Origin of the sequence: Streptomyces fractus (assembly GCF_049844455.1) — a bacterium.
Taxonomy (GTDB): Bacteria; Actinomycetota; Actinomycetes; order Streptomycetales; family Streptomycetaceae; genus Streptomyces; species Streptomyces fractus.
In genome coordinates this window covers 7,501,060-7,522,951 of sequence record NZ_JBMYHI010000002.1, presented here as the reverse complement: position 1 = coordinate 7,522,951, position 21,892 = coordinate 7,501,060, and the positions used below count along the sequence as shown (strand labels likewise).

Below are 21,892 nucleotides of genomic sequence, written 5' to 3'. Positions count from 1 at the left end.
GCGCACCAGTCTATGGGCGCCGTGCGGCGGGCGCGTACGGGGCGCACGTCCTGACGTGCGCCCCTCGCATATGCGGATGCGCCCGAACAGCGTGACCCCACACCGGATGGCGCGTTGGTCAAGAAAGAGTTGACCAGTCAATGGGCCGCAATCAGTCATTTCGTCATCGTTCACACGTCTTCGCCGGTGTCGCTTGACGCGAGCGTGGCCCGATCCTTTTTTTATCGCCGGTTCGAGAGGCTTGTTCATGGCCGACCACGCAACCCACGACGCCCAGGCACGGGCCAGCCTGCATCTGCTTGTGCGGGACATCGAGCGGGTCCGCCGTCAGGTGGACGCGCTGCGCACCCTCACCGCACAGCTGGGCAACGTCTACCGCCCGCGCCGCTCAGGCCCCTCCGCGGGGTTCGTCGTCTACGGGAGGGCGCCCGCCCCCACCGTCCGTCTCGCCCAGGAACTGCGCGACAGCGTCGAGACGTTGGTCACCGCAGCCGTGGACTTCGACCGCTCGCTGGGCTTCTCGTGGGACGCGGTGGGCTCCGCGCTCGGCGTCACCAAGCAGGCGGTCCACCGCAGGTACGGGGCGCGCAGGGCGGCCACCCAGGCGGCGGCCGAGGCCGAGCGCGGCGCGGAGGTCCCGGCGTCGCCCGCCGTGCCCTCCTCGGCACAGGCCGCGCGTCCCACCGTGCCGATGGGAGCGGGCCCGCTGTCGTCGGTCCCCGCCGCCCGCGCACTGCCCACCCAGCCGACGGGCCTGCGCGACGACTCACGCCCCAGCGCCTTCCCCGGCCCACGCCACGGCTGACCCACCCCACCGAACACCACTGCCTCCCCCTGCACCACCCGCCGGGGGAGGCAGCACCGCATACCACAAGCCACCCCACCTCGGGCCAGGCTGCCACCTAAGCCAATCCCCCACCTCGGGCCAGGCTGCCCGCCTTGGGCAATCTGCCGCCTCGCGCCAAGCCCACCGCCTCAGGCAAGCCGCCGCCGTGGGCCGGCCAAACTCCACCCCGAGCAATCTGCCCGCCTCGGGCCAAGCCGCCCGCCTCGCGCCGAACCGCCGCCTCGGGCAATCTGCCCGCCTCACACCAAGCTGCCGCCTCGAGCCGCCGCCTCACGCAGTCTGCCCGCCTCAGGCCAAACCGCCGCCCCGGACCAAGCCGCCCGCCCCGGACCAAGCCGCCCACCTCGGACCAAGCTGCCCGCCTCGGGCAGGCCGCCGCCTTGGACCGGCCAAGCGTCGCCTCACGCAATCCGGCCACCTCAGGCCCAAGCCGCCCGCCTCCCACCAAGCCGCCGCCTCAGGCAAGCCGCCGCCTCAGCCCCAGCCGCCCGCCTCCCACCAAGCCGCCGCCTTGGGCAATCTGCCGCCTTGGGCGGCAGATTGGGCAAGGCGGCCCCCGGTGCCGCGCAACGATCATCGGAGGCGCCGGCCCCGGCTCCCCCGCGCCGGCCGCCGCCGACCCGGTCACCCGATGTCCAGCGGATCCACCCGCACCCGTACCGGCTCACCCGCCCCCCGCGCCATCCGCGCCGCCTGCGCCTGCTTCAAGGCGCGCGCAAGCACGGCCCCGCTCCCCGGCGGCACCCGCACCAACACACGCTCCCACTGCTCCCCGGCCGGCGGCCCCCCACCCCGCCGCCCTCCACCGGATATCGCCTCCGGCACCGGCACGGGCCCCAACACCTCCGCGTCCCCCGGAAGTTCCACCGCCCCCATGAACCCGGCGACCGCCTCCGCCGTCCCCGTCACCGCCGCCATCCGCGACACCGGCGGAAACCCGAGCTCGGCCCGGTCCGCGAGCTCCCGCACCGCGTGCCCCACCGGATCCCACCGCACCAGCGCCTGCACCGGCCGCAACGTGGGCTCCGCGACCACGACGACCGCGCCCCCCGCCTCCTGCGGCCGCACCAGCGCCGATGCCGCGATCCACCGCCGCAGCGCCTCCTCCCCCGCCCGCAGATCGGCCCGCCCCAGCATCGCCCACCCGTCGAGCAGCAACGCCGCCGCGTACCCGCCCTCGGCGACCGGCTCGGCCCCCGGCGTACTCACGACGAGCGCGGGCGTCCCCGGAACCGTGTCCAGCACCTGCTCCCGCCCCGACGTCCGCACCGGCACGGCGGAGAACGCCCGCCCCAACTCCTCGGCGGTGCGCCGCGCCCCGACGACCTGCGCCCGCAACCGCGTCCCCCCGCACTCGGCGCACTGCCAGCGCCCCTCCTCGCGCCCGCACCAGCCGCACGCGAGCACGCCGGTCGCCTCCCGCGCCTCCAACGGACCCGCGCACTGCCCGCACCGGGCGGGCTCACGACACCGCTGACACGCGAGCCGCGGCACGTACCCCCGACGAGGGACCTGCACCAGCACCGGCCCCTCGCGCAACGCGGTCCGCGCCACCTCCCACGCGAGGCTCGGCAGGCGGGCGGCCCGCGCCGCCTCGTCGCGCGCCACGTCCCGGTCCCCCACGGTGCGTACGAGCGGAGCGACCCGCCGTACGACGTCCCGCGGCGCGCTCATGGCGGCGGCCCATCCGCTGCGCACCAGCTGGGCGGCCTCGACCGTACAGCTCCAACTCCCCAGCAGGAACGCGCACTTGTCGCGCGTGGCCCGCAGCTCCAGGACCTCCCGCACGTGCGGGAACGGAGCGTGATCATCGCTGTGGTGCTGGTCCCCGTCCTCCCACAGCACGACAAGTCCCAGATCCCGCACGGGGGCGAACATGGCCGCCCGCGTCCCCACGACGGCCCGCACGGCCCCCCGGCGCACGGCGAGCCACTCGGAGTACCGCCGCTGCTGCCCGGCGTCAGCCGTCAACAGCGCATGCTGCCCCTCGCCCAACTCCTCGCGCAGCGCGGCATCGACGCGCGCCGCGAGCCGCACGGTCGGCACGACGACCAGGGCCCCCCGCCCGGACGCGAGCGTCGCCCGCACGGCCCGGGCGATCTCATCGGCCCACTCGGGCCCGGGCAGCGCGGTCCACACCGCCCGGGGCGCACCGCCCGCGGACAGCGAGGCCAGGAAGTCGGCCCCCCGCTCGTACCGCGCCCAGGAGCCGGCCTCGGGAGCCCCCGGCGGCGCGGGCGGAGCGGCGAACTCCCGGGCCTCGGCCTTGGCATGGCGCGGCGGAACCGCGAGCTGGAGCACATCGGCGAGGCTCCCCGCATAGCGATCGGCGACGGCCCGGGTCAGCCCGAGCAGCTCCGCATCGAGCACCGGTTCGGGCGACACGACCTGCGCGAGCGCGGCGAGCGGCCCCTGATACTCGGCCTCGGCGACCCGCTCGACAAGAAACCCGTCGATGAGGCCGCCGCCCTCCCGCCGCCCGTCCCGCACGTTCCGGTTCCCCGCCCCGAACCGCACGCGCACCCGCACGCCCGGCTGCGCGGCGGCGTCCAGATCCTTCGGCACCGCGTATTCGAAGTACCGGTCGAGATGCAGCACCCCCTTGTCCACGAGCACCCGCGCCACCGGCAGCTCCTCCGCCAACGCCGCCCCCCGCCACGTCCGCGGCTTCGCCTTCGGCACCTTGGCAGCCCGCACGCTCTCCCGGATCAACGCAAGCTGCTCCGGCTCCCCGCCCTCGTCGCCCCTGTCGTTCTCGCTGCTCACACGTGCATTCCTACCAGAGGGCACTGACACCGGGCCTGCCCCGCAGCGGCCCGGAAACACCGAAGGGCCCGGCCCTCCCCAAGGAGAACCGGGCCCTTCGGGCCGATCAATGGCGCAGGGTCTAGAGACCCGCGGCCTTGCGCAGCGCGTCCACGCGGTCGGTCTTCTCCCACGTGAAGTCGGGCAGCGCGCGCCCGAAGTGGCCGTACGCGGCCGTCTGGGAGTAGATCGGGCGGAGCAGGTCGAGGTCGCGGATGATCGCTGCCGGGCGGAGGTCGAAGACCTCGGAGATCGCGGCCTCGATCTTGTCCGTGTCGACCGTCGCCGTACCGAAGGTCTCGACGAAGAGACCGACCGGCTCGGCCTTGCCGATCGCGTAGGCGACCTGGACCTCGCAGCGCGCGGCGAGACCCGCGGCCACGACGTTCTTGGCGACCCAGCGCATCGCGTACGCGGCCGAGCGGTCGACCTTGGACGGGTCCTTGCCGGAGAAGGCGCCGCCGCCGTGGCGGGCGTAGCCGCCGTACGTGTCGATGATGATCTTGCGGCCGGTCAGACCGGCGTCGCCCATCGGGCCGCCGATCTCGAAGCGGCCCGTCGGGTTGACCAGCAGGCGGTAGCTCTCGGTCTCCAGCTTGATGCCGTCGTCGAGCAGCGCCTTCAGCTCCGGCTCCACCACGAACTCGCGGATGTCGGGGGCGAGGAGGGAGTCCAGGTCGATGTCGCTCGCGTGCTGCGAGGAGACCACGACCGTGTCCAGACGGACCGCCTTGTCGCCGTCGTACTCGATGGTGACCTGGGTCTTGCCGTCGGGGCGCAGGTAGGGGATCGTCCCGTTCTTGCGGACCTCGGACAGGCGGCGCGAGAGGCGGTGCGCGAGGTGGATCGGGAGCGGCATGAGCTCCGGCGTCTCGTCGCACGCGTAGCCGAACATCAGGCCCTGGTCGCCCGCGCCCTGCTTGTCCAACTCGTCCTCGTCGCCCTCGACGCGCTTCTCGTACGCCGTGTCGACGCCCTGCGCGATGTCGGGCGACTGCGAGCCGATGGAGACCGAGACGCCGCAGGACGCGCCGTCGAAGCCCTTCTTCGACGAGTCGTAGCCGATCTCGAGGATCTTGTCGCGCACGAGCTGCGCGATCGGCGCGTAGGCCTTCGTGGTCACCTCGCCGGCGACGTGCACCAGGCCGGTGGTGATCAGCGTCTCGACGGCGACGCGGGACGAGGGGTCCTCGCGGAGCAACGCGTCGAGAATGGTGTCGCTGATCTGGTCAGCGATCTTGTCGGGGTGACCCTCGGTCACAGACTCCGAGGTGAACAGGCGACGGGACACAACGCTCCCTGTGGTTGCAGCGGCTGCTGGCTGATCATTTGACGGTTGGTGCGGGGGGCTGCGCCCGGCACCGTCCGGGAACAGTTTATCGGTCGTACTCGGCCGCCGGGTCACGTGTCTCGCCCACTGGGAGCGCTGTGACCTGCGACACCGCATTCTGCTGTACGACGATCGGTCTTCGGAAGGGTACTGCTCGCCCGAAAATGGCGTGTTCTCGGGCTTTGCGTGCGTCAGAAGTGCCGATTGTGAAATTCACGCACCGGTGGGGTTCCGCGCGTGTTCGACAAAGATTCAGCCGCCCGTCGCCGGCGAGAGACGGCGCGCCGTCTCGTCCCAGACGCGGTCCGCAAGGGCTTCCTTCGGGCCGTAGGGGACCGGCGTCTCGTGCCCGTCGGCGCCCAGAATCACCGCTTCGTTCTCCTCGGAGCCGAAGGTCTTGCGCTCCCCCACCTCGTTGACGACGAGTAGATCACAGCCCTTGCGGGCCAGTTTGGCGCGGCCGTTGGCGAGGACGTCGTCCGTCTCCGCGGCGAAGCCGACGACGACCTGACCCGGGCGGGCCCGGTCGGCCGAGAGCTCGGCGAGGATGTCCGGGTTGCGGACGAGGACGATCGGCGCCGGCTCCTCGCCGTCCTTCTTCTTGATCTTCCCGGTGGCGTACGACTCGGGGCGGAAGTCGGCGACGGCCGCGGCCATGACGACCGCGTCGGCGTCGGCGGCCGCCTTGAGGGCCGCCTCGCGCAGCTGAACGGCCGTTCCTACGTGGACGACGTCGACGCCCGCCGGATCCGGCAGGTTCGCGTTCGCGGAGAGCAGCGTGACGCGGGCCCCGCGCGCCGCCGCCGTGCGGGCGAGCGCGTAGCCCTGCTTCCCGGAGGAGCGGTTGCCGAGGAAGCGGACCGGGTCGAGGGGCTCCCGGGTGCCGCCGGCGGTGACGACCACATGGCGGCCCGCGAGGTCCTGCGGGGCGTCGCCGCGCGCGAGCACCCGGCGCGCGTACTCGAAGATCTCGGCCGGGTCGGGGAAGCGGCCCTTGCCGGTGTCGACGCCCGTGAGGCGGCCGACCGCCGGCTCGATGACGAGGGCGCCGCGGCGGCGCAGCGTGGCGACGTTCTCCTGGGTGGCCGGGTGCTCCCACATCTCGGTGTGCATCGCGGGGGCGAAGACGACGGGACATCGGGCGGTGAGGAGCGTGTTCGTGAGGAGGTCGTCGGCGAGCCCGTGGGCCGCCTTGGCGAGCATGTCGGCCGTGGCGGGGGCGACGATCACCAGGTCCGCGTGCTGGCCGATGCGCACGTGCGGCACCTCGTGGACCGAGTCCCAGACCTCCGTCGAGACCGGGTTGCCGGAGAGCGCCGACCAGGTCGCGGCGCCGACGAAGTGCAGCGCCGATTCGGTCGGTACGACGCGCACGTCGTGGCCGGACTCCGTCAGCCGACGCAGCAGTTCGCACGCCTTGTAGGCGGCGATTCCGCCGCTGACCCCCAGAACGACCTTGGGCTTCGACACCGGCTTCTCCCCTGAATCTCGGACGTGCGCCCCTGAAGCGCGAGCGTACGACTCCATGACACACCACAGGCCCGACAGCGCGCTGCCGGGCCTGAAGTACCGAAACTGCGAACGACGAGCGTTACTGAGCCGGGCCCTCGATGGCCTCGGACGTCAGCAGACCCGCGTTGATCTCACGAAGAGCGATCGAGAGCGGCTTCTCGTGGACGTGCGTGTCCACCAGCGGGCCGACGTACTCGAGCAGGCCCTCACCGAGCTGCGAGTAGTACGCGTTGATCTGACGCGCGCGCTTGGCGGCGTAGATGACCAGGCTGTACTTCGAGTCGGTGGCCTCGAGGAGCTCATCAATCGGCGGGTTGATGATGCCCTCGGGCGCGGTGATGGTAGAGGACACTCTCTGCCTTCCGATGGGGTTAAAGATCAAAGAACTTTCATCAAGGCTAGCAGCTCACGGGCCACGCCCTCGACGGAGGTGTTGACGAGTGTGGTGTCGAACTCCGACTCGGCGGCCAGTTCCACCTTGGCGGCCTCGAGACGGCGCTCGACGACCTCCGGCGCCTCCGTACCGCGCCCGGTGAGCCGGCGGACCAGCTCCTCCCAGCTCGGCGGGGCCAGAAAGACCAGCTGCGCCTCGGGCATCGACTCCCGGACCAGGCGGGCACCCTGGAGGTCGATCTCGAGCAGCACCGGCTCCCCCGCCTCGAGGCGGTCGAGCACGGCTCGGCGCGGGGTGCCGTAACGGTTCCCCGCGAACTCGGCCCACTCGAGGAGCTCACCGTTGGCGATCAGCTTGTCCATTTCCTCGTCGGTGACGAAGAAATACTGGACACCGTGCTGCTCGCCGGGGCGCGGCTTGCGGGTCGTGGCCGACACCGAGAGCCAGACCTCGGGGTGTTCCTTGCGCATATGGGCGACAACCGTGCTCTTGCCGACCCCCGAGGGGCCGGAGAGCACGGTCAGCCGCGGACGTTCACTCATGCAGCGATTATTCCAGTTGTTCCGGAGTGCCCGGACCAGCCCCGGGGATCAGCCCGGGGAGGCCTCGGTCACTCAGGCTCCGGTGCTGCCGAACTCGCGCTCCAGGGAGGCGATCTGGTTGGAACCGAGACCGCGCACCCGGCGGGATTCGGAGATCCCGAGCCGCTCCATGATCTGCTTGGCGCGGACCTTTCCCACGCCCGGCAGGGACTCCAGGAGGGCGGAGACCTTCATCTTGCCGATGACGTCGTTCTCCTGGCCCTGCTTGATGACCTCGTGGAGGGAGGCGCCGGAGTGCTTGAGTCGATTCTTGACCTCGGCCCGCTCCCGGCGAGCCGCGGCGGCCTTTTCGAGCGCGGCTGCGCGCTGTTCAGGGGTAAGGGGCGGAAGAGCCACGCCTACGTCACCTCGGATGTCGAACTGTCGGATACGGACCGGTGAGGAACCTAGTCGCCCCACACCTGGGGAGCAACGAACAACCCGCTGGCGTGCAGTTGACCGTTGACTCTCGACGGAGACTAGCGGGCATGGCCGCCAGAGTCAGCGAGAACAGACGAAAAGTCCTGGTCAGCCTCTGTCGAGCCGTACATTCTGGACAAATCGACCGGTAAACAGGACAGGATTCGGACGCAAAACCCAAGGTCGGCACGGAGTGCCACCCCTAAACCTCTCGCGTCAGGCCCCCGCGACGGCCTCCCGCACCTCGTCGGCGAACCTCACGGCGGCGTCTCGAAGGGCCCCGACCGAAGGTCCCGCCTTGAGAACTCCACGGCTCACACTCGGTACGACATTGCGCACGGCGGAGCCGAACACCGACGGGAGATCGGCCGCCGTGGCACCCTGCGCCCCGATGCCGGGAGCGAGGAGCGGGCCGTTGATGTCGAGCTCGTAGGAGGACAGGTCGCCGAGCGTCGCGCCGACCACGGCCCCGAAGGAACCCATGGGCTGCTCCCCCGCGTTCTCCTCCGCGAGGTGCGCCAGCATCGTCGCCCCTACGTTGCGGCCGGCCGGGTCGTCGGTGCGTACCGCGTGCTGGACCTCGCCGCCCTCGGGGTTCGAGGTGAGCGCCAGCACGAAGAGACCCGCTCCGGACTCGCGCGCGAGGTCGACGGCCGGCTTCAGGGACCCGTAGCCGAGATACGGCGAGACCGTCAGGGCGTCCACGAACAGCGGGGAGTCCTTGCGCAGGTAGGTCTCCGCGTACGCGGCCATGGTGGAGCCGATGTCGCCGCGCTTGGCGTCCATGACGACGAGGGTCCCGGCGTCGCGCAGGTCGGCGACCGCCTTCTCCAGGACCGCGACACCCCGCGAACCGAACCGTTCGAAGAACGCCATCTGCGGCTTCACCACGGCGACCGTGTCGGCCAGCGCCTCGACGCACGCGCGCGTGAAGACCTCCAGGCCGGCGATGTCGTCGTTCAGGCCCCAGGAGGACAACAGGGCGGCGTGCGGGTCGATGCCGACGCACAGCGGACCGCGCTCGTCCATGACGCGGCGCAGGCGGGCGCCGAAGGGCTCCATGACGGTCATGCGGAAACCTTCTTCACTTCGGCGCCGATCGCGTCGGCGAGCGTGGCGTACGGGGAGTCGCGCAGGCGGGCCGCGAGGCCCTTGTGGATCGCGCGGGCGTAGCAGGGGCCTTCGTAGATGAACGCCGAGTAGCCCTGGACGAGCGTGGCACCGGCGAGGATGCGCTGCCAGGCGTCCTCGGCGTTCTCGATGCCGCCGACGCCGACGAGGGTGATCCGGTCGCCCACGCGCGCGTAGAGGCGGCTGAGGACCTCCAGGGAGCGCTCCTTGAGGGGCGCGCCGGACAGGCCGCCGGTCTCGTTCACGACGTCGCCCTTGGTGGCGAGGCCCTCGCGGGTGATCGTCGTGTTCGTGGCGATGATGCCGTCGAGGCCGAGTTCCACGGCGAGGTCGGCGACCGCGTCGACGTCCTCGTCGGCGAGGTCGGGCGCGATCTTCACGAGGAGCGGGACGCGACGGCTCTTCACGGTCCGGTCGGCGGCCTCGCGCACGGCGCTCAGGAGCGGTCGCAGCGCCTCGGTGGCCTGAAGGTTGCGCAGCCCCGGGGTGTTCGGCGAGGACACGTTCACGACGAGGTAGTCGGCGAACGCGGCGAGCCGCTCGGTGGACTTCACGTAGTCACCGACGGCCTCGGCCTCCGGCACCACCTTGGTCTTGCCGATGTTCACGCCGACCGTGGTCTTGAAGACGGGGTTGCGCGAGGCCAGGCGGGCCGCCACGGCCAGCGAGCCCTCGTTGTTGAAGCCCATGCGGTTGATGAGCGCGCGGTCCTGCACGAGGCGGAAGAGGCGCTTCTTGGGGTTGCCCGGCTGGGCCTCGCCGGTCACGGTGCCGATCTCGACGTGGTCGAAGCCCAGCATCGACATGCCGTCGATCGCGATGGCGTTCTTGTCGAAGCCGGCGGCGAGGCCGAAGGGGCCGTGCATCCGCAGGCCCAGGGCCTCCGTACGCAGCTCCTTGTAGCGCGGCGCGAGGTAGGCGGCCACGAAGGTGCGCAGGACGGGGGTGCGGGCCGCCAGGCGGATCCAGCGGAAGGCCAGGTAGTGGGCCTTCTCGGGGTCCATGTGCTTGAAGACGAGGTTGAAGAACAGCTTGTACATGCCTGAAGTCCTATAGGTCTTCATGAGGCGATGGCCTCATGAAGAGGGGGACACCGTTGTGGTGTCCCCCTCTTGGGCTGCCGGAACCTGTGCCGGGTCCTTAGTCGCGGGACGCCGTCAGGTGCTCCGCGTGCTCCTGCAGTGAGCGCACGCCCACGTCGCCGTGGCCCAGCGCCTCGATGCCCTGGACGGCCGCGGCGAGCGCCTGGACCGTGGTCAGGCACGGCACGGAGCGGGAGACCGCCGCCGTACGGATGTCGTAGCCGTCGAGGCGGCCGCCGGTGCCGTACGGGGTGTTGACGATCAGGTCGACGTCGCCGTCGTGGATCAGCTGGACGATCGTCTTCTCGCCGTTCGGGCCCTCGCCCTCGGACTGCTTGCGCACGACCGTGGCGTTGATGCCGTTGCGCTTGAGGACCTCGGCGGTGCCGGAGGTGGCGAGCAGCTCGAAGCCGTGCGCGACCAGCTCGCGCGCCGGGAAGATCATCGAGCGCTTGTCGCGGTTGGCGACGGAGATGAACGCCCGGCCCTTCGTCGGCAGCGGACCGTAGGCGCCCGCCTGCGACTTGGCGTAGGCCGTGCCGAAGACGGAGTCGATGCCCATGACCTCGCCGGTGGAGCGCATCTCCGGGCCGAGGACCGTGTCGACGCCGCGGCCGTGGATGTCGCGGAAGCGCGACCACGGCATGACGGCCTCCTTGACGGAGATCGGCGCGTCCATCGGCAGCGTGCCGCCGTCGCCGGTCTTCGGGAGCAGGCCCTCGGCGCGCAGCTCGGCGACGGTGGCGCCCAGCGAGATGCGGGCGGCGGCCTTCGCGAGCGGCACCGCGGTCGCCTTCGAGGTGAAGGGGACCGTGCGCGAGGCGCGCGGGTTGGCCTCCAGGACGTAGAGGATGTCACCCGCCATCGCGAACTGGATGTTGATGAGTCCGCGCACGCCGACGCCCTTGGCGATGCCCTCCGTGGAGGCACGCAGGCGCTTGATGTCGTAGCCGCCGAGCGTGATCGGGGGCAGGGCGCACGCCGAGTCGCCGGAGTGGATGCCGGCCTCCTCGATGTGCTCCATGACGCCGCCGAGGTAGAGCTCCTCGCCGTCGTAGAGCGCGTCGACGTCGATCTCGATGGCGTCGTCGAGGAAGCGGTCGACGAGGACCGGCCGCGAGGGGCTGATCTCCGTCGACTCCTCGATGTAGGAGGAGAGGCGCTCCTCGTCGTAGACGATCTCCATGCCGCGGCCGCCGAGCACGTACGACGGGCGGACGAGGACCGGGTAGCCGATCTCGTCGGCGATGGTCTTCGCTTCCGCGAACGTGGTGGCGGTGCCGTGCTTCGGGGCCGGGAGGCCCGCCTCGGCGAGCACGCGGCCGAAGGCGCCGCGGTCCTCGGCGGCGTGGATGGCCTCCGGGGGCGTGCCGACGACGGGCACGCCGTTGTCCTTGAGCGCCTGCGCGAGGCCCAGCGGGGTCTGGCCGCCGAGCTGCACGATGACGCCCGCGATCGGGCCCGCGAGCGACTCCGCGTGGACGATCTCCAGGACGTCCTCGAGGGTCAGCGGCTCGAAGTAGAGGCGGTCGGACGTGTCGTAGTCCGTGGAGACCGTCTCCGGGTTGCAGTTGACCATCACGGTCTCGTAGCCCGCGTCGCTGAGCGCGAAGGAGGCGTGGACGCAGGAGTAGTCGAACTCGATGCCCTGGCCGATGCGGTTCGGGCCGGAGCCGAGGATGATCACGGCGGGCTTCTCGCGCGGCGCGACCTCGCTCTCCTCGTCGTACGAGGAGTAGAAGTACGGGGTCTTGGCGGCGAACTCGGCGGCGCAGGTGTCGACCGTCTTGTAGACCGGGCGGACGCCGAGGGCGTGCCTGACCTCGCGGACGACGTCCTGGCGCAGGCCGCGGATCTCGGCGATCTGCTGGTCGGAGAAGCCGTGCCGCTTGGCCTCGGCGATCAGCTCACGGGTCAGCTCGGGGGCCGCGGCGAGTTCGTCGGCGACCTCCTTGATGAGGAAGAGCTGGTCGACGAACCACGGGTCGATCTTCGTGTAGTCGAAGACCTCCTCGGGCGTGGCACCGGCGCGGATCGCCTCCATGACGGTGTTGATGCGCCCGTCGGTGGGGCGGACCGCGGCCTCCAGGAGTTCCTTCTTGTCGCCGGTCTCGCCGACGAAGGAGAACTGCGAGCCCGCCTTCTCCAGGGAGCGCAGCGCCTTCTGGAACGCCTCGGTGAAGTTGCGGCCGATGGCCATCGCCTCGCCGACCGACTTCATGGTCGTGGTCAGCGTGGAGTCGGCGCTCGGGAACTTCTCGAAGGCGAAGCGCGGGGCCTTCACGACCACGTAGTCGAGCGTCGGCTCGAAGGACGCCGGCGTCTTCTCGGTGATGTCGTTCGGGATCTCGTCCAGCGTGTAGCCGACGGCCAGCTTGGCGGCGATCTTCGCGATCGGGAAGCCGGTGGCCTTGGAGGCGAGCGCCGAGGACCGGGAGACGCGCGGGTTCATCTCGATGACGATGACGCGGCCGTCTTCGGGGTTGATCGCGAACTGGATGTTGCAGCCGCCGGTGTCGACGCCGACCTCGCGGATGATCGCGATACCGATGTCGCGAAGGCGCTGGTACTCACGGTCGGTGAGCGTCATCGACGGGGCGACGGTGATGGAGTCACCGGTGTGCACGCCCATCGGGTCGAAGTTCTCGATGGAGCAGACGACCACGACGTTGTCGTTCTTGTCGCGCATCAGCTCCAGCTCGTACTCCTTCCAGCCGAGGATGGACTCCTCCAGGAGCACCTCGGTGGTCGGGGAGAGCGTGAGGCCCTGACCGGCGATGCGGCGCAGCTCCTCCTCGTCGTGCGCGAAGCCGGAGCCCGCGCCACCCATGGTGAAGGAGGGGCGGACGACGACCGGGTAGCCGCCGAGCTCGTCGACGCCCTTCAGGACGTCGTCCATGGAGTGGCAGATGTACGAGCGGGCGGACTCGCCGTGCCCGATCTTCCGCTTGACCTCCTCGACGACCTCCTTGAAGAGGTCGCGGTCCTCACCCTTGTTGATCGCCTCGACGTTGGCGCCGATCAGCTCGACGCCGTACTTCTCGAGGACGCCCTGGTCGTGCATGGAGATCGCGGTGTTGAGCGCGGTCTGACCACCGAGGGTGGGCAGGAGCGCGTCGGGGCGCTCCTTGGCGATGATCTTCTCGACGAACTCGGGGGTGATCGGCTCGACGTACGTGGCGTCGGCGATCTCCGGGTCGGTCATGATCGTCGCCGGATTGGAGTTGACGAGGATGACCCGCAGGCCCTCCTTCTTCAGCACCCGGCAGGCCTGGGTGCCGGAGTAGTCGAACTCCGCGGCCTGGCCGATGACGATCGGGCCCGAGCCGATGACGAGTACGGACTTCAGGTCGTTGCGCTTAGGCACGGGCGGACTCCATCAGAGACACGAAGCGGTCGAACAGGTACGCGGCGTCGTGCGGACCGGCCGCCGCTTCGGGGTGGTACTGGACGGAGAAGCCCGGCTGGTCGAGCAGCTGGAGCCCCTCCACGACGTTGTCGTTGAGGCACACGTGGGAGACCTCGGCGCGGCCGAACTTGGTGTCGCTCACCTTGTCCAGCGGCGCGTCCACGGCGAAGCCGTGGTTGTGGGCGGTGACCTCGACCTTGCCGGTGGTGCGGTCCTGCACCGGCTGGTTGATGCCGCGGTGGCCGTACTTCAGCTTGAACGTGCCGAAGCCGAGCGCGCGGCCGAGGATCTGGTTGCCGAAGCAGATGCCGAACAGCGGCGTCTTGCGCTCCAGGACCGCGGTCATCAGAGCGACCGGGCCCTCGGCGGTGGCCGGGTCGCCCGGGCCGTTGGAGAAGAACACGCCGTCGGGGTTCACGGCGTACACGTCGTCGGCGGACGCGGTCGCGGGCAGCACGTGCACCTCGATGCCGCGCTCGGCCATCCGGTGCGGGGTCATGCCCTTGATGCCGAGGTCGATGGCGGCGACGGTGAACTTCTTCGTCCCGATGGCCGGGACGACGTAGGCCTCCTTGGTGGCGACCTCCTCGTACAGGCTCAGGCCCTTCATCGCGGGCTGCGCCTGTACGCGGGAGACGAGCTCGGCGTCGGCCGGAAGCGTCTCGCCGGAGAAGATCCCGGAGCGCATCGAGCCGCTCTCGCGCAGGTGGCGGGTGAGGGCGCGGGTGTCGATGCCGGAGATGCCGACGATGTTCTGGTTGACCAGCTCGTCGTCGAGCGAACGCTGGGCGCGCCAGTTCGACGGCACGCGCGCGGGGTCGCGCACGACGTAGCCGGAGACCCAGATGCGCTTCGACTCGTCGTCCTCGTCGTTCCAGCCCGTGTTGCCGATCTGCGGGGCGGTCGCGACCACGATCTGGCGGTCGTACGACGGGTCGGTGAGGGTCTCCTGGTAGCCGGTCATGCCGGTGGAGAACACGGCCTCGCCGAAGGTCTCCCCCACGGCCCCGTAGGCGCGGCCGCGGAACACCCGGCCGTCCTCCAGGACGAGTACGGCGGGAACCTTCGCGGTTCCCCTGGTGGAGGTGGTCATCGTGCGGTGCCTTCCGTCGTGATGGTCGTGTTGATCATGTCGTTGATGGTGGTGACCCACTCGGCCTGCTCGGCCGCGTGGTCGGAGCGGAATCCGGAGTCGATCAGCTTGTCTCCGTGCGCCCAGGTGACGATGAGCAGGCCGCCCTCCGTGAGGACCTTGCCGGCGATGCCCTTGTCGAGCCGGGCCTCGCGCAGCGCCTCCACCGGGACGAAGAAGTCGCTCGCTCCGGGACGTACGGCGGTCAGCCCCGCGTCGGTGAGCGTCAGCTCGACGCGGCTGCGGGTGCCCAGGCCGTGCGCCACGATGCGGTCGAGCCACTGTCCGGCGCTGGTGGAGCCGTGGTAGCGACCACTCAGCTCCAGTCTCGCCGGGCCCTGCTCGCTCGGCGCGTCGGGCAGCGGCGGCAGGTCGCCCTGGAGGGTGCCGCGCCACTTCCAGCCCTGGCGCATCAGCCAGTACACGAGAGCGATGAAGAGCAGCAGTCCGACGATCCAGCCGATCCGGTCGGGCCAGTCGGTCACGTCCGCCGACTTCTGTTCGGCGGCCAGTTGCAGCAGAGGTGTCACGCGAGCTTCCCGTCGGCGAGGGTGGCCTTGCCCCGCAGCCAGGTGTGGGTGACGCGCCCCGGCAGCTCACGGCCCTCGTACGGGGTGTTGCGGCTGCGGGAGGCGAAGCCCGCGGGGTCCACGTCACCACGGTAGTCGGCGTCGACGAGAACCAGGTTCGCGGGCTCACCTGCCGAGACGGGACGTCCATGGCCGTGGGCCTGGCCGATCTCGGCGGGCTTGACGGACATCCGGTCGGCGACCCCGGCCCAGCTCAGCAGGCCCGTCTCGACCATGGTCTGCTGCACGACGCTGAGCGCGGTCTCCAGGCCGACCATGCCCATGGCGGCGGCGGCCCACTCGCAGTCCTTGTCCTCGTGCGGGTGCGGGGCGTGGTCGGTGGCGACGATGTCGATCGTGCCGTCGGCCAGCGCCTCGCGCAGCGCCATGACGTCCTTCTCGGTACGCAGCGGCGGATTGACCTTGTAGACCGGGTTGTACGAGCGCACCATCTCGTCGGTGAGCAGCAGGTGGTGCGGGGTGACCTCGGCGGTGACGTCGATGCCGCGGGACTTGGCCCAGCGGATGATCTCGACGGAGCCGGCGGTCGACAGGTGGCAGATGTGCACGCGGGAGCCGACGTGCTCGGCGAGCAGCACGTCGCGGGCGATGATCGACTCCTCGGCGACGGCGGGCCAGCCGCCGAGGCCGAGCTCGGCGGAGACGGTGCCCTCGTTCATCTGGGCGCCCTCGGTGAGCCGGGGCTCCTGCGCGTGCTGCGCGACGACGCCGCCGAAGGCCTTCACGTACTCCAGGGCGCGGCGCATGATCACGGCGTCGTGGACGCACTTGCCGTCGTCGGAGAAGACGGTGACGCCGGCGGCCGACTCGTGCATGGCGCCGAGCTCGGCGAGCTTCTCGCCCTCAAGGCCCACGGTGACGGCGCCGATGGGCTGCACGTCGCAGTAGCCGTGCTCCTGGCCGAGCCGGTAGACCTGCTCGACGACGCCGGCGGTGTCGGCGACCGGGAAGGTGTTGGCCATGGCGAACACGCTCGTGTAGCCACCGGAGGCGGCGGCGCGGGTGCCGGTGAGGACGGTCTCGGAGTCCTCGCGGCCGGGCTCGCGCAGGTGGGTGTGCAGGTCGACGAGACCAGGCAGCAGCACCTTCCCCTCGGCCTCGACGACGGTCTCGACGCCCTCGGCGGACAGCCCGGTGCCGACCTGGGCGATCACTCCGCCGTCGATCAGGACGTCCTGCGGCTCGCCGCCGAGCACCTTCGCACCACGGATAAGGGTCTTGCTCATGGTTACTTCGTCTCCTCGGTGGTGGTGGGGCGGGTGTGGCTGACGGCGGGCTCGTTGCCGCCGAGAAGCAGGTACAGGACGGCCATCCGCGTGTGCACGCCGTTGGCGACCTGCTCGATGACCGTGCAGCGGTCGGAGTCGGCGACCTCGGCGGTGATCTCCATGCCGCGGACCATCGGGCCGGGGTGCATCACGATGGAGTGCTCCGGCATCCGCGCCATGCGGTCGCCGTCGAGCCCGTAGCGGCGCGAGTACTCGCGCTCGGTCGGGAAGAACGCGGCGTTCATCCGCTCGCGCTGCACGCGCAGCATCATCACCGCGTCGGACTTGGTGAGCGTGGAGTCCAGGTCGTACGACACCTCGCAGGGCCAGGTCTCGACGCCGACCGGCACCAGGGTGGGCGGCGCGACGAGGGTGACCTCGGCGCCGAGCGTGTGCAGCAGGTCGACGTTGGAGCGGGCGACGCGGCTGTGCAGCACGTCGCCGACGATCGTGACGCGCTTGCCGTCGAGGCCCTGGCCGATCCCGGCGTCGGGGCCGACGAGCCGGCGGCGCATCGTGAAGGCGTCGAGCAGCGCCTGCGTGGGGTGCTGGTGGGTGCCGTCACCGGCGTTGATGACGGGCGCGTCGATCCAGCCGGAGGTGGCGAGCCGGTACGGGGCGCCGGACGCGCCGTGCCGGATGACGACGGCGTCGACGCCCATGGCCTCGAGGGTCTGGGCGGTGTCCTTGAGGGACTCGCCCTTGGAGACACTCGACCCCTTGGCGGCGAAGTTGATGACGTCGGCGGACAGGCGCTTCTCGGCGGCCTCGAACGAGATCCGCGTGCGCGTCGAGTCCTCGAAGAACAGGTTGCAGATGGTCCGGCCGCGCAGCGCGGGCAGCTTCTTGATGGGCCGGTCGGCGACGCGGGCCATCTCCTCGGCGGTGTCGAGGATGAGCACGGCATCGTCGCGGGAGAGGTCGGCGGCCGAGATGAGGTGTCGCATCATCTGGGGGGCTCCGTAAGGCAGTTCAGGAGATTCGGGACATACGGGCGCGCGAGGGGCACACCTGTCGGGCCGTACGCGCGCACGCGTACGGCGAGAAGGGGTGCTACTGCTCGGCCGCCTGGGCGTCCGGCTTGGCACCGAGCAGCACGGCGTCGCGGCCGTCCTCCTCGGCGAGCTGGACCTTGACCGTCTCCCGCAGCGACGTGGGGAGGTTCTTGCCGACGTAGTCGGCACGGATGGGGAGTTCGCGGTGGCCCCGGTCGACGAGGACGGCGAGCTGCACGGCACGCGGGCGCCCGATGTCGTTCAGGGCGTCGAGGGCGGCGCGGATGGTGCGGCCGGAGAAGAGCACGTCGTCGACGAGGACGACGAGGCGCCCGTCGATGCCGTCACCCGGGATCTCGGTGCGGGCGAGCGCGCGCGGCGGGTGCATGCGCAGGTCGTCGCGGTACATCGTGATGTCGAGCGAGCCGACGGGGATGACGCGGCCGGTGATCTCTTCGAGCTTCTCGGCCAGCCGGCGGGCGAGGAAGACGCCCCGCGTGGGAATGCCCAGGAGGACCACGTCCTCGGCGCCCTTGGCGCGCTCGACGATCTCGTGGGCGATACGGGTCAGTACCCGCGCGATGTCAGGGCCTTCGAGAACCGGCCGGGCATCGGACTGCTGCGTGTCCATACGAAACGGACCCCCTTCTCCGCCTCACGGGACGGACCTTAAAGGACGTCGGATTTGCGTCGTCAACACTACCAGCCTCCACAACATCGCTGATCACCCGCCTGGAGGTGCGAGACGGCCGAATTCACGAGAAGGTCGGTACGGACCATTCGGCTTGACGCGGCCAAGTAACGCTGCGTAACCTCACAGTGAGTTACAGCCACGCGGCGCAGCCGCTTAGTGATGCAGTGTCCGGGGAGCTATATGTCCAGCGAATACGCCAAACAGCTCGGGGCCAAGCTCCGCGCGATCCGTACCCAGCAGGGCCTTTCCCTCCACGGTGTCGAGGAGAAGTCCCAGGGACGCTGGAAGGCGGTCGTGGTGGGGTCGTACGAGCGCGGCGATCGTGCCGTGACCGTGCAGCGCCTGGCCGAACTGGCGGACTTCTACGGCGTGCCGGTGCAGGAGTTGCTGCCGGGCACCACCCCGGGTGGCGCCGCCGAGCCGCCGCCGAAGCTGCGCCTCGACCTGGAGCGTCTGGCCCACGTGCCGCCGGAGAAGGCGGGCCCGCTTCAGCGTTACGCCGCCACGATCCAGTCGCAGCGCGGTGACTACAACGGCAAGGTGCTCTCGATCCGCCAGGACGACCTGCGCACCCTCGCCGTCATCTACGACCAGTCGCCCTCGGTGCTGACCGAGCAGCTGATCAGCTGGGGCGTGCTCGACGCGGACGCGCGACGCGCGGTGGCGCACGACGACGTCTGATCCGGCCACACGCAGCAGAAACGTCACAGCCCTGTGGGGGCGGAGCGATCGGGCTCCGCCCCCACAGGTGTTTCCGGGTGCCGGTTCGTGCTCTCAGGTCCGGTACAGCCGCCCGATGACCTCGGGCAGCAGGCGCGCGCTGAGCCTCGGCGGGAGCGCCTGGAGCACCGCCAGCACGGGCGCCATCCGCTCCGGCAGCCGACCGCCCTCCCCCACCCCGGCGAGCGCGAGCGCGATCTCGACCTCCTGTGAGGTCAGCGCGTCCGGGTCCAGCGTGGCCGCGGCCTCGACGACCTCCGGATCCACCCGAACGGGCCCCAGCTCACGGGCCCGATCCACCGCCTTCTCCAGCTCGGCGAGGAGCAGCCGCGCCGTCTCCGGTTGCGCCACGGCCGCCGTCACCGTCAGATGCAGCGTCGCCGGGGAGGCCCCGAACGCCGGCTGCGGCTGCAGATACCAGCCGCTCCCCCGCAGCTCGTCCGCCACCACGAACACGTCGACATCGCCGTCCGGGTCGTCGGCGGCCACGGCGATCAGCGACGCCTCGGGCCGCGCGGCGAGCCGCAGACCGTCGATCCGTTCGACACCGTCAGCGAGCGCGCGGGTCGTCCGGTGTACGCGCGTCGACAGCACCGCGTAACCTTCGGCGCCGACGCGCTCCGTCACCGCCCAGGCCGCCGCGAGGGGCCCGGCCGACTTGGTGCCCTGGAGCGTGGAGTTGACCACCGGGTAGCCGGGCCAGGCGGCGTGCGCGAACCAGCCGTGGCGGCGCAGCCCCGCGTCACGGAACAGGAGCAGCGAGGCACCCTTCGCCGTGTACGCGTATTTGTGCAGGTCGACGGAGAGGGACGTCACGCCGGGGACCGACAGGTCGAACTCCGGTATGTCCGGTACATCCTTCTCCTGCCCCTGCCCCTGCTCCGCGGCGAGCCGCAGATGCCCCAAGTACCACCCGCCGATGCAGGCGTCGACGTGGCACAGCACCCCGCGCCGCTCCGCCTCCCGCGCCACCTCGACGACCGGGTCGATGACGCCGTGCGCGTACGAGGGTGCGGAGACGACGACCAGGGCGGTGCGGTCGGTGATGGCCGCGGCCATGTCGGCCGGGCGCGCCTTGAAGGTGTCCGGGTCGACGGGGACGCTCACGACGCGCAGGCCGAAAAGCTCGGCGGCCTTGTGGAAAGCGGCGTGCGCCGTCTCCGGCAGGACGAGTTCGGGATCGGTCACCCCGCGCTCCTTGCGAGCGTATTGACGGGCGGTCAGTACGGCGAGCAGGCAGCTTTCGGTGCCGCCGCTGGTGAACGTGCCCGCGCTGCCGCCGAGCAGCGCGGTGGCCCGCCGCACCAGATCGTTCTCCAGCTCCACGACGCTCGGGAACGCGGTCATGTCGAGCCCGTTGACCCCGGCGAAGGCGGCCTGCGCGGCGTTCGCGAGTTCGTCGAGGCCCTCCAGCCCGGAGTCGTATACGTACGCCATGGTGCGCCCGCCGTGTACCGGCAGGTCGCCCGCGCGCAGTGCGGTCAGCCGCGCCAGGATCGGGTCGTCGGTCGTCATGCGGACTCCTCGTCTCGCTGGGTGGGCTCTTGGCGCTCGCCCTGCGCGGCGGCCTCGTCGAAGTCGGCGCGCAGGCGGATCAGTTCGGACTCGGTGAGGCGGTACCTGACCAGCAGCGGAAGGCTCAGGACGAGCAGCAGGGCGGGCAGCGCGCCGAAGCCGATGACGATCGCGGTGAGCGCCGAGCCGGGCTGCGCGACGCGGTCGGTGGCGTCGGACGAGACGAACCCGCCGAGCGCGAGGACGAGGCCGAACAGGCCGGGCCCCAGGGCGAGTCCGAGCGTCTCACCGGCGGTCCACAGGCCGGTGAAGACTCCGGCTCTGCGCCGCCCGCTGGTGTAGGCGTCGGCGGCGATCGCGTCGCCGAGCATCGCGAGCGGCAGCATCTGCACGCCCGCGTACCCGATGCCGGCCACGGCCACGGACACGTAGATCAGCGCCGTCGGCAGTTCACGTCCCGCGGCGGCGCCGAGCGCCCCCAGCAGGAAGCACACGGAGGCGCCGACCGCCGCGTTCCGCTTGCCCGTTCGGCGTCCCATGGCCAGCCACAGGGGCATCGCGAGGAGCGACGGCACGATGAGGCAGGCGAACAGCACGGTGGTGGCGCTCGGCCGGTCGAGGATGTACGTCGCGAAGTACTGGGTGCCGGCGAGCATCAGCCCGGACGCGGCGGCCTGCACGACGTACGCGCCGAACAGCCATCCGAAGGGCGCGTTGCCCCGGGCGGCGCGCAGCTGCGCGCGCAGGCCGGACTCGCGCGTTGTACGTATGACGTCCAAGGGGGCGGAGAGGCCGTCCCGCGTAGTACGTATAACGCCCCCCGCTCCCGCGGTGGCGAACACGGCGGCCAGCATCCCCAGGGCGAGCAGTCCGCCGATCACCACGCCCATCAGCCGGTAACCGCCCGCGCTCCCCCGGTCGTCGCCGGTGGCGCCCGCGAGGATCGGGGCGACGGCGCCGGACAGCAGGATGGCCACGGCGAGGAAGGCGACGCGCCAGGCCATGACGCGGGCCCGTTCGTCCGGATCCCCCGTGAGCTCCGCGGGCAGCGCGACGTACGGGACCTGGAAGCAGGCGTACGCGGAGGCGCTGAGCAGGAACAGGACGGCGACGTACGTGGCGGCGGGCGCGCCTTCGAGTCCCGCGGGCGCCGCGAACATGCCCGCGAAGCAGACCGGCAGGGTGAGCGCGCCGAGCAGCATCCAGGAGCGGCGCGGACCGAGGCGCGAGCGGGTGCTGCGGTCGGAGCGGGCTCCGACCCACGGGTTGAACAGCACGTCCCACGCCTTGGGCAGGAAGACCAGCAGCCCGGCCAGGCCCGCGCCGACGCCGAGCACGTCGGTCAGGTAGTAGAGCAGCAACAGACCCGGGACCGTGCCGAAGGTGCCCGTGGCGAGGGAGCCGAGTCCGTAGCCGACGCGCACGCGCGCGGGGAGGCCTGTCGGTGACATGACCAGAACCTAATGA

Annotated in this window: 18 protein-coding genes; 2 read left to right on the top strand and 16 right to left on the bottom strand. The window is 71.1% G+C overall.

Features of this window, described 5'->3' with window-relative positions:
* Nucleotides 1–247: 247 nt before the first annotated feature.
* Entirely contained in the window at nt 248–805 is a 558-nt protein-coding gene (locus ACP4E5_RS36145) for a hypothetical protein (RefSeq protein WP_425836208.1), read from the top strand.
* Between the two features lie 666 nt (nt 806–1,471).
* Here the strand turns inward: ACP4E5_RS36145 and ACP4E5_RS36140 are convergent.
* From ACP4E5_RS36140 to pyrR, 14 genes are all read right to left on the bottom strand, one after another.
* Nucleotides 1,472–3,613, bottom strand: coding sequence for a primosomal protein N' (locus ACP4E5_RS36140; protein WP_425836205.1), 2,142 nt, complete (start codon nt 3,611–3,613; stop codon nt 1,472–1,474).
* Between the two features lie 121 nt (nt 3,614–3,734).
* Nucleotides 3,735–4,943, bottom strand: a complete 1,209-nt coding sequence (metK, locus tag ACP4E5_RS36135; protein ID WP_399235351.1) for a methionine adenosyltransferase — start codon at nt 4,941–4,943, stop codon at nt 3,735–3,737.
* 291 nt (nt 4,944–5,234) lie between these two features.
* Nucleotides 5,235–6,452: a bifunctional phosphopantothenoylcysteine decarboxylase/phosphopantothenate--cysteine ligase CoaBC gene (coaBC, locus tag ACP4E5_RS36130; protein WP_425836202.1), complete on the bottom strand. Its 1,218-nt coding sequence runs from the start codon at nt 6,450–6,452 to the stop codon at nt 5,235–5,237.
* A 121-nt stretch (nt 6,453–6,573) separates the two neighbouring features.
* Entirely contained in the window at nt 6,574–6,846 is a 273-nt protein-coding gene (gene rpoZ, locus ACP4E5_RS36125) for a DNA-directed RNA polymerase subunit omega (protein ID WP_326014223.1), read from the bottom strand.
* A gap of 26 nt (nt 6,847–6,872) precedes the next feature.
* Nucleotides 6,873–7,430 carry a guanylate kinase gene (gene gmk / locus ACP4E5_RS36120; RefSeq protein WP_326014224.1) on the bottom strand — a complete coding sequence of 186 codons (558 nt, stop codon included), beginning with the start codon at nt 7,428–7,430 and terminating at the stop codon, nt 6,873–6,875.
* Nucleotides 7,431–7,502: 72 nt separating this feature from the next.
* Nucleotides 7,503–7,826 carry an integration host factor gene (locus tag ACP4E5_RS36115; protein WP_026246651.1) on the bottom strand — a complete coding sequence of 108 codons (324 nt, stop codon included), beginning with the start codon at nt 7,824–7,826 and terminating at the stop codon, nt 7,503–7,505.
* A 279-nt stretch (nt 7,827–8,105) separates the two neighbouring features.
* Entirely contained in the window at nt 8,106–8,960 is an 855-nt protein-coding gene (gene pyrF / locus ACP4E5_RS36110) for an orotidine-5'-phosphate decarboxylase (RefSeq protein ID WP_425836196.1), read from the bottom strand.
* Nucleotides 8,957–10,060 (bottom strand): quinone-dependent dihydroorotate dehydrogenase, encoded by a 1,104-nt coding sequence (locus tag ACP4E5_RS36105; protein WP_425836193.1) that lies wholly within the window; start codon nt 10,058–10,060, stop codon nt 8,957–8,959. Before ACP4E5_RS36105 ends, pyrF begins: the two co-directional genes overlap by 4 nt.
* Nucleotides 10,061–10,160: 100 nt before the next feature.
* Nucleotides 10,161–13,469, bottom strand: coding sequence for a carbamoyl-phosphate synthase large subunit (carB, locus tag ACP4E5_RS36100; RefSeq protein WP_425836190.1), 3,309 nt, complete (start codon nt 13,467–13,469; stop codon nt 10,161–10,163).
* Nucleotides 13,462–14,604 carry a glutamine-hydrolyzing carbamoyl-phosphate synthase small subunit gene (gene carA, locus ACP4E5_RS36095; protein WP_425836187.1) on the bottom strand — a complete coding sequence of 381 codons (1,143 nt, stop codon included), beginning with the start codon at nt 14,602–14,604 and terminating at the stop codon, nt 13,462–13,464. The genes carB and carA overlap by 8 nt, the downstream gene beginning before the upstream one ends.
* Entirely contained in the window at nt 14,601–15,173 is a 573-nt protein-coding gene (locus tag ACP4E5_RS36090) for a PH-like domain-containing protein (protein WP_425836185.1), read from the bottom strand. The genes carA and ACP4E5_RS36090 overlap by 4 nt, the downstream gene beginning before the upstream one ends.
* A complete protein-coding gene (locus ACP4E5_RS36085) occupies nt 15,170–16,459 on the bottom strand; it encodes a dihydroorotase (protein ID WP_425836183.1) in 1,290 nt (429 codons plus the stop codon). The genes ACP4E5_RS36090 and ACP4E5_RS36085 overlap by 4 nt, the downstream gene beginning before the upstream one ends.
* Before the next feature lie 2 nt (nt 16,460–16,461).
* Nucleotides 16,462–17,451: an aspartate carbamoyltransferase catalytic subunit gene (locus ACP4E5_RS36080; RefSeq protein WP_425836181.1), complete on the bottom strand. Its 990-nt coding sequence runs from the start codon at nt 17,449–17,451 to the stop codon at nt 16,462–16,464.
* A 103-nt stretch (nt 17,452–17,554) separates the two neighbouring features.
* Nucleotides 17,555–18,127, bottom strand: coding sequence for a bifunctional pyr operon transcriptional regulator/uracil phosphoribosyltransferase PyrR (gene pyrR / locus ACP4E5_RS36075; protein ID WP_425836179.1), 573 nt, complete (start codon nt 18,125–18,127; stop codon nt 17,555–17,557).
* A 243-nt stretch (nt 18,128–18,370) separates the two neighbouring features.
* Between pyrR and bldD the strand changes: the two genes are divergently transcribed.
* On the top strand, nt 18,371–18,871 hold the full coding sequence (gene bldD, locus ACP4E5_RS36070) for a transcriptional regulator BldD (RefSeq protein ID WP_266721805.1): 501 nt from the start codon (nt 18,371–18,373) through the stop codon (nt 18,869–18,871).
* 93 nt (nt 18,872–18,964) lie between these two features.
* Here the strand turns inward: bldD and ACP4E5_RS36065 are convergent, their stop codons facing one another.
* Nucleotides 18,965–20,425: a pyridoxal phosphate-dependent decarboxylase family protein gene (locus ACP4E5_RS36065; RefSeq protein WP_425836176.1), complete on the bottom strand. Its 1,461-nt coding sequence runs from the start codon at nt 20,423–20,425 to the stop codon at nt 18,965–18,967.
* Nucleotides 20,422–21,876, bottom strand: coding sequence for an MFS transporter (locus ACP4E5_RS36060; protein WP_425836174.1), 1,455 nt, complete (start codon nt 21,874–21,876; stop codon nt 20,422–20,424). The genes ACP4E5_RS36065 and ACP4E5_RS36060 overlap by 4 nt, the downstream gene beginning before the upstream one ends.
* Nucleotides 21,877–21,892 lie beyond the last annotated feature (16 nt).

Excerpts from the sequence above, each read along its gene's own strand:
- ACP4E5_RS36105 (WP_425836193.1), bottom strand. The coding sequence starts at position 10,060 with ATGTACAAGCTGTTCTTCAACCTCGTCTTCAAGCACATGGACCCCGAG.
- ACP4E5_RS36145 (WP_425836208.1), top strand. The coding sequence starts at position 248 with ATGGCCGACCACGCAACCCACGACGCCCAGGCACGGGCCAGCCTGCAT.
- carA (WP_425836187.1), bottom strand. The coding sequence starts at position 14,604 with ATGACCACCTCCACCAGGGGAACCGCGAAGGTTCCCGCCGTACTCGTC.
- pyrR (WP_425836179.1), bottom strand. The coding sequence starts at position 18,127 with ATGGACACGCAGCAGTCCGATGCCCGGCCGGTTCTCGAAGGCCCTGAC.
- ACP4E5_RS36085 (WP_425836183.1), bottom strand. The coding sequence starts at position 16,459 with ATGAGCAAGACCCTTATCCGTGGTGCGAAGGTGCTCGGCGGCGAGCCG.
- ACP4E5_RS36060 (WP_425836174.1), bottom strand. The coding sequence starts at position 21,876 with ATGTCACCGACAGGCCTCCCCGCGCGCGTGCGCGTCGGCTACGGACTC.
- bldD (WP_266721805.1), top strand. The coding sequence starts at position 18,371 with ATGTCCAGCGAATACGCCAAACAGCTCGGGGCCAAGCTCCGCGCGATC.
- gmk (WP_326014224.1), bottom strand. The coding sequence starts at position 7,430 with ATGAGTGAACGTCCGCGGCTGACCGTGCTCTCCGGCCCCTCGGGGGTC.
- pyrF (WP_425836196.1), bottom strand. The coding sequence starts at position 8,960 with ATGACCGTCATGGAGCCCTTCGGCGCCCGCCTGCGCCGCGTCATGGAC.
- ACP4E5_RS36065 (WP_425836176.1), bottom strand. The coding sequence starts at position 20,425 with ATGACGACCGACGACCCGATCCTGGCGCGGCTGACCGCACTGCGCGCG.
- ACP4E5_RS36080 (WP_425836181.1), bottom strand. The coding sequence starts at position 17,451 with ATGATGCGACACCTCATCTCGGCCGCCGACCTCTCCCGCGACGATGCC.